Consider the following 1,012-nt stretch of genomic DNA (forward strand, 5'->3'; position numbering starts at 1 on the left):
GTCCGTCACCCGGCCCGTGATCGCCGCCGGCCCCGGCGCCAGATGCAGCCGCGCGCCGGGCAGCGCGTCGTACGCCATCAGCGCCTGCAGCGTGTCCGCGCCCGGCGGGCCCACGATATGCGTCGGGTGCGGGTTCCAGGTGGCGAAACTCACATGCACCGGGTCGAGGTTCAGCCCGCCCTCGATCTCCGCGATGTTGCGCCGCGCGTGCGCGAGCCAGGCCGCGTCCGACCGGTCCTCGCCGTCGCCGTTGTAGATGAAGGCGATCCCGGCGCCGAGCCGGTGGGCGAGCAGCGTCTCCGCCACCACCGACTGCCGCCAGCCCGGATTGTCCCACGCGATGTCCAGCTCGAAGAACGCCAGCGTCTTGCCGGTCGCCCGCGCCAGCCCGTCGCGATAGGCGCGCACCGAAGCCTGCCAGTCCGCCTCGCGCGTCAGCGGCACGGTGGGCAGGATCTCGCCCACCACGACATCCGGCCACGCCGCCTTGAACGCGTTGACCGTGATGGCGACGTCGCGGATCGTCTCGTCCAGGTCGAGGCCGCAATTCTGCCCGCCCGCCGCGTAGTGGCCGAAGAACAGCCCGCCATCCAGCGACAGGTACCGCACCGTCACGCCGATCCGGCGCAGCCGCTCGACCGAGGCGGCGAGCACGCGCGGGTCGTCATAGCCCTCGGTATGGCCGCAGGCCCGGCCGGAGACGATCACCGGGTTGGCGGCATAGTCGAAGGCGACGCCCCGCGCGGCGATCTGGCCGAGGCGGCGGCGCAGCTCGTCCTCCGGCATGCCGAGGACGAAGCCGGTGGTCAGTCCCGCGACCTGCATCGGCGGGATCAGCCGGTCGAGCATGCCCGGCGCGAACAACCGGTCCCAGTCGGTCTGCGCCGCCTCCAGCATCCCCAGCAGCACCGGATCGTCCCCGGGTGCCGCGCGCAGGCGGGCGAGCACGTCGGGCCGGGGCTGCGGCAGGGTGAACCAGCGCTCGGGCGGCGGGCCGGGGGCGGGCGGCGGC

At 74.1% G+C, this 1,012-nt stretch carries 1 protein-coding gene; it reads right to left on the minus strand.

What is annotated here, in order from left to right:
- The coding region (locus tag B8460_RS22250; RefSeq protein ID WP_048862791.1) for a hypothetical protein at positions 1-1,012 on the minus strand (1,012 nt) is incomplete at both ends.

Source organism: Acidisphaera rubrifaciens HS-AP3 (assembly GCF_000964365.1).
Classification (GTDB): domain Bacteria; phylum Pseudomonadota; class Alphaproteobacteria; order Acetobacterales; family Acetobacteraceae; genus Acidisphaera; species Acidisphaera rubrifaciens.